This window comes from Geoalkalibacter sp. (assembly GCF_030604225.1).
GTDB lineage: Bacteria > Desulfobacterota > Desulfuromonadia > Desulfuromonadales > Geoalkalibacteraceae > Geoalkalibacter.
The window spans coordinates 1-6428 of sequence record NZ_JAUVWH010000156.1; the positions used below are offsets into that span (position 1 = coordinate 1).

The following is a 6428-nucleotide window of genomic DNA, read 5'->3' on the forward strand; positions in this document are numbered from 1 at the left end:
ACAGGATTGACTTAGAATTTGCGGTTCATGTACTATCTGGCCTTATGAACAAACCGTCCCTTCCCAGTTTTTTACTCATTGTCTTTCTCGTATTGGTGCTGGCCGGGCAAGGCTTTGCCGCGGGCTATGTGCTGTGCGCCGGAGAAAACGGCAATCTCGCCGTGGAAAAAGCCTTCGGTGCCGGCTGCGTGACCCAAGAGCGACAACTCTGCGCGGTCGAGGCCATCCATCATGACGCCGAGGGCCACCAGTGCGGTGATTGCGAGGATCACCCGCTTGCCCTTCAGGAGCTGCACGGCGGTTCGCGTATTGATCGCATCCTTGTTGGCTCGGACGTTTTTGACCCGGACTTTTCCGTCGCGCAGCCGGCATTCCCCACACCCTATGTGCGAGACCTGACACCAGGCCTTCTGCCCCAGCCACCTCCGCGACCGTCCCTCGTTCTGGTTTCCCTGCGTACCATCATCCTGCTGATTTGATTCCCTGAATCCCCGCGCGGGCCATTTCTCCTGCCTTCCGTGCTTTGTTTCGCGGGGGCGCCACCTGTTTTCGACCACAAGTAAATTTCATCATTGAGCCGGAGGTCTCTCCATGTCGGTCCTGTTCCGTCGTGCGCTCGTCTCGGCGCATGCCGCTATGTGCATTCTCGCTCTGCTGCCGGGTTTATCCTTGGCACTCTCCCAGGATTCCAAACCTTCCGATCCCGTTGATTCGAGGCCTCTGACCCTGCAAGCGGCCCTGGCGGAAACACTGCTCCACAGCCCCAATCTCCAGGCCTACTCCCTGGAAATCCGCGCCCGCGAGGCCGAGGTTCTGCAAGCCGGTCTGCGGCCCAATCCCCTGTTGTCCCTGGAGGTTGAAAACCTGCTCGGCAGCGGAGAATTCACCGGGACCGATGCCGCCGAGACCACTTTGTCCCTCACTCAGACCATCGAGTTGGGCGGCAAGCGCTCCCTGCGCCGGGAACTGGCCAAAACGGAACAGCTTCTGGCCCGCAATGATTATTCCATCGCCGAAGCGGACGCTCTGGCCGCAACCAGCGCGGACTTCGTCGCGGTGCTGGTGACTCAGCGGCGCCTGGAGCTGATGAACCATCTGGTCGAGCTGGCCCGGCAGGTCGAGGACAACCTGAGGGAGCGCATCGCCGCCGGCAAGGCCGCCGAAACCGAGGTGCTGCGAATATTTATTCAGCGCCGCGAGCTCGAAGCGGCTCGGGACAAGACGGGACGCGAGCTGTCGGCGGCCCGCGAAAAACTCGCCGCCGGCCTGGGCAGGCAGAGGGCGGATTTTGGCGCGGTCGCGGGCGATCCGACCATCCTTGTCGCGCCGCCCTCCCTTGAGCAGATTGAAAAGCTGGTGGAATCCAGTCCCTTGCTGCGGCGGCGCGCGGCGGAAAGCGAGCGGCGGCAAAAGGTCGTGCGCCTTGAGCAGGCGCGGCGTTATTCCGACCTGGACATCGAGGTTGGGGCCCGCTACCTGCGTCCCGAGGAGGATGTCGCCCTGGTGGTCGGTGTTTCGGTTCCCCTGCCGTTGTTCGATCGCAACCAGGGCAATATCGCCGCGGCGCGCCAACGTCTGGCGCAGGCGCGTGACGAGGAGCGCGACGCTTTGCTGCAAACCCGCGCGGCCGTGTTCGCGGCCTGGCAGGGGATGCAGAGCGCACGGGAGGACATCGGGGCCCTCACCCGGGACATTCTTCCCGCCGCGGGCAAGGCGCTGGAGGCGATGGAGTACGGTTATCACGCGGGCAAGTTTTCCCTGCTCGATGTTCTCGATGCCCAGCGCACCTTGGTTGAGGCGCGCGGCGCCCATCTTGATGCCCTGGCTTCGTTCCACGGAGCGGCGGCCGAACTTGATCGGCTGCTCGGCCCTGAGTGGCGCGCTCTCAACGACAAACCCCTGACGTCCGTGTTCATTGAGGAGTAACGACACCATGACGAAGCGAAATAACTCTTTCCTGGCTCTGCTTGTTCTCGGGATCGCCCTGACCGTCGGGCTGGGCTTTTATATCCTCTCCGGTCCGCCTTCGCCGGCGCATGCCCAATCCTCCGGTCATGCGGACCACGACCACCGCAAGAAGGTTCAGTCCGCAGCCGCGGAGGACCATGACGACCATGACGAGGACGAGGATCTCGAGGATCTGTTCGGCGACGGCGCGGTGGCGCGTTCCGCCGGCGAACCGGCAAAAAAGAAAGATTCCCATGCCGGGCATGATCATGGTCGCAAGTCCGCGGCGGCGGGCCATGAAGGCCATGACCACGATCCGGACGAAATCTGCCCCGAGCACGATGTCCCGGAAATCGAGGATGCCCTGTGTTCCGCCGATCTGGTGGGGCTGCTCAATCCCGGCGAGGGCATGAAGGTGCGCCTGGGCAGCCGCGAGGTCGCCGATCGCGTCGGTATCCAAACGGCGGTGCCCATGGTCGCCGACGAAGCGGGAGTCCGTTGGCCGGCCCAGGTGGTGTTCAATCGCGATCGTATGGCGCGGCTCTCGGCCGTCGCGTCGGGCAGCGTGCGCAAGGTTCATGCGGGCCTTGGCGAGCGGGTCAAGAAGGGACAGATCCTGGTGGAGATCGCCGCCCCCGAAACGGGCGGCCTCGCTTCCGAACTGGCCGGCGCCGAAAGCCGCCGTGCTCTCGCCGAGGCGGTATTCCTACGGGAAAAGGATTTGCTGGAAAAGGGCGTGACCTCGCGCCAGGAGTATCAGCAGGCCGAGAGTGAATTGCGCCAGGCGGAAAGCTCCGTGGCGCGGGCGCGGCGCCAGTTGCAGGACTACGGTCTGGACGGCGCGGGCGCCGGCTCGAATCTGCCGATCCGCGCACCCTTTGACGGGACCATCGTCGAGCGCTCGGCGGTGGTCGGCGAGGCGGTCAACGCTGGTGATCCGCTGGTGGTGATCGCCGATCTCGACACCCTGTGGCTGGAAATCTCGTTGCCCGAGGATGCCGTGTTCAGCGTGCGGGACGGCATGAGTCTCCAGGCGAGCTTCACGGGACTCCCCGGGCGTGGTTTTGCGGCCCGGCTGTTCTGGATCGCGCCCGCCCTGGATGAGAAAACCCGCATGATTCGCGCCCTGGCCGAGGTCGACAACCGTGCGGGATTGCTGCGCGGCGGTCTGTTCGGGCAGGTGCAGCCCGTCGCCGAAGGCGCGGACCGGGTGCTGAGCGTACCCGTCGCGGCCTTGCAGAGTCTCGACGGTCAGCCGTTTCTGTTCCTTCGGCTGGAAGACGATCTGTTCGAACTGCGGCGCGTCGTGGCCGGGCGCCGCGACCAGGGTGCGGTCATCATCCGCGAAGGTCTCGATGCCGCGGATCGGGTTGTCACGGCCCAGGCTTTTTCCCTCAAGTCCGAGGTTTTGCGGGCGCGCCTCGGCGCCTCCTGCGCCGATCATTGAAGTACGCGGCCCAGTTCCTCGTTTAACGATCCGCTGATTGAAAGGCTGACAGCATGCTTGAACGCTTGATCGATATTGTCTTGAGAAACCGCCTTCTGGTGGGACTTCTCTTCGCCTCCGTCCTGGGGCTGGGTTCCTGGGCCCTGGTGAGCCTGCCCGTGGATGCCTTTCCCGACACCACGCCGGTGCAGGTGCAGATCAACACCGTGGCCCCCAACCTGGGCCCCGAGGAAATCGAGCGGCAGATCACCCTGCCGGTTGAACTGGCCATCGCCGGGTTGCCGGATCTCGTCTCGGTGCGCTCGATTTCCAAATTCGGCCTCTCCCAGGTGGTCGCCACTTTTTCCGACGCCATGCCCATCTATGATTCCCGGCAGCTGATCATGGAACGCCTGGCGAGCGTCGCACTGCCGCCGGGCATAGAACGGCCCGAGATGGGGCCTATTTCCACGGGCCTCGGCGAGGTGTTTCACTATGTGCTGCGCTCGAAAACCCGTGGCCTCGACGAACTGCGCACCCTGCACGACTGGGTGGTCAAACCCGAACTGCGCAAGGCCGCCGGGGTGGCCGAGGTCAACTCTTGGGGTGGCCTGGAACGCCAGTATCAGGTGGTCGTCGCGCCGGAGCTGTTGATCAAATACGGGCTCACCCTGCGCGATGTCGCCGATGCCCTGGAACAAAACAACGCCAATGTCGGCGGCGGCCAAGTCACCTCCGGCGGCCAGACCCTGCTGGTCCACGGCCTGGGACAAGTCAGCGGCCTGGGCGAGGTGGGCAACATCGTCATCAGATCCCAGGCCGGCGTCCCCGTGCGCATCAAGGATGTCGGTGAGGTGATCCTGGGTCATGAATTGCGGCGCGGCGCCGTGAGTGCCCAAGGGAAAGGGGAGGTGGTGCTCGGGCTGGGCTTCATGCTCATGGGCGAAAACAGCCGGGCGGTGACCACCGCGCTCAGGGAGCGGTTGGACCTGGTGCGTTCGGCCTTGCCCGCCGATGTTATTCTGGAAGTCGTCTATGACCGCACCAACCTCGTCGAGCAGGTCATCGACACGGTGAAACACAACCTGTTTCTCGGCGCGGTGCTGGTCATCGCCGTGTTGTTCATCCTGCTCGGCAATCTGCGCGCCGGGCTCATCGTTGCCGCCGCCATTCCCCTGTCCATGCTCTTCGCGGCCCTGGGCATGCATTATCTGGGCATCGCCGCCAGCCTTCTCTCCCTGGGAGCCATCGACTTCGGCATTCTGGTGGATGGTTCGGTGGTCATGAGCGAGGCCAATCTACGCCGCATCACCGAACGCCAACTCGAACTCGGCCGTCCCCTGACCGCCGCCGAGCGCCTGGCGTGCGTGGCTGAATCGAGCAAGGAAGTGGTGCGGCCGATTTTTTTCGGCATGCTTATCATTCTGCTGGTGTTCTTGCCGGTGCTGACCCTGGAGGGCGTCGAGGGCAAGATGTTCAAGCCCATGGCCTGGACCTTCATTTTTGCCTTGCTCGGTGCCTTGCTGGTCGCGATTTTTCTCACCCCCATCCTCAGCGAGCGCCTGCTTTTCAAGCCGCCCCGGCCCGGGTGGGGGCGGGTGACGGCCCGGCTTCAAAACGGTTACGGTGTGCTGCTGCGGCACACGCTGCGCTACAAGGCCGTTTTGCTGGCCTTGGTCCTGGTTCTCCTGCTCGGCAGCGGCGGTGTTGCCCTGCGTCTGGGCGGTGAATTTCTGCCGCGCATGGGCGAAGGCTCGCTCGTGGCCAGCCTGGTGCGTCTTGCCGGGGTGTCCATCGACGAGTCCGTCGCCTACAACACCCAGCTGGAAAAATACCTGCTGAGCGAATTTCCGAATGAAATAAGCCAGGTGTGGAGCCGGATCGGCAGTGCCGAGGTGGCGACCGACCCCATGGGCATCGAGCTGACCGATTTGTTCATGACCCTGCACCCGCGCGATCGCTGGACGCGCGCCGCAACCCAGGGTGAACTTGAAACCCTGGTGGAAGCTTCCTTGCAGCATCTGCCGGGCGTTCGCAGCGTGTTGACCCAGCCCATCGAACTGCGCGTCAACGAAATGCTCTCCGGGATCCGTGCCGACGTGGGTATCAAGCTCTACGGCGAGGATTTCGGCAATCTGGTGGTTTTGGCCGAGGAGATCGAGCATCTGCTGGGGGATATCCGCGGCGCCTCGGATGTTTCGGTGGAGCAGATCACCGGCCAGCCGACCCTGCAGGTGCGCCTCGACCAGCAGGCGCTTGCCCGTCATGGTGTGACGGCGCGCGAGGTGCTCGACATGATCGCCGCAGTGGGCTCCCTGCATGTCGGCGAAGTGTTCGAGGGCGAACGATCCTTTCCGTTGGTGGTGCGGCTTCCCGATGCGCAGCGCACCGATGTGGAGGCCCTGCGCGAAACCCTCATCCCGACGCTCTCGGGCGCGGTGCTGTCCCTGGGGTCCCTGGCTGAAATCATCGAGGTGGAACGCCCGTCCACCATCAACCGGGAATGGGGCAAGCGCCTGATCAAGATCCAGAGCAACGTGCGCGATCGGGATATCGCGTCCTTTGTCGCCGAAGCCCGGAAGAAAATCGCCGAGGAGATCAGCCTGCCCGAGGGGTATTTGATCGAGTGGGGTGGGCAGTTCGAAAATCTCGAGCGTTCGCAGAAACGCCTTGCCATCGTGGTGCCCCTGACCCTGGTCCTGATCTTTCTGCTGCTTTATCTGAGCATGAAGAGCCTGCGCCACGTGCTGATCATCTACACCGGCATTCCCTTCGCCGCCGTGGGCGGCGTGCTGGCGCTCTGGCTGCGCGGCATCCCCTTCAGTGTCAGCGCGGCCGTCGGCTTCATCGCGCTCTCCGGCATCGCCGTGCTCAACGGCCAGGTGCTGGTCAGCGCCATCGGGCAGGGGTTGGCGCGCGGCGAGGATCTGCTTTCCGCCGTGACCAACGGCGCGCAAAAACGTCTCATACCCGTGCTGGCCACGGCAATCACCGATGCGGCGGGTTTTCTCCCCATGGCCCTGTCCACGGGCGTCGGCGCCGAGGTGCAGCGCCC

At 64.1% G+C, this 6428-nt stretch carries 4 protein-coding genes; all 4 read left to right on the forward strand.

What is annotated here, in order from left to right; translation table 11 throughout:
• Positions 1 to 479: hypothetical protein (locus QAT43_RS13580; RefSeq protein ID WP_305043623.1), on the forward strand; the 479-nt coding region annotated here is incomplete at its 5' end.
• A gap of 112 nt (positions 480 to 591) precedes the next feature.
• Complete coding sequence (locus QAT43_RS13585) at positions 592 to 1926, forward strand: TolC family protein (protein ID WP_305043624.1); 1335 nt, start codon at positions 592 to 594, stop codon at positions 1924 to 1926.
• Between the two features lie 7 nt (positions 1927 to 1933).
• Positions 1934 to 3394: an efflux RND transporter periplasmic adaptor subunit gene (locus QAT43_RS13590; RefSeq protein WP_305043625.1), complete on the forward strand. Its 1461-nt coding sequence runs from the start codon at positions 1934 to 1936 to the stop codon at positions 3392 to 3394.
• Between the two features lie 53 nt (positions 3395 to 3447).
• Positions 3448 to 6428: efflux RND transporter permease subunit (locus QAT43_RS13595; protein ID WP_305043627.1), on the forward strand; the 2981-nt coding region annotated here is incomplete at its 3' end.

What these genes read in the sequence shown, in the direction of transcription:
- QAT43_RS13590 (WP_305043625.1), top strand. Translation starts at nt 1,934, where the DNA reads ATGACGAAGCGAAATAACTCTTTCCTGGCTCTGCTTGTTCTCGGGATC.
- QAT43_RS13585 (WP_305043624.1), top strand. Translation starts at nt 592, where the DNA reads ATGTCGGTCCTGTTCCGTCGTGCGCTCGTCTCGGCGCATGCCGCTATG.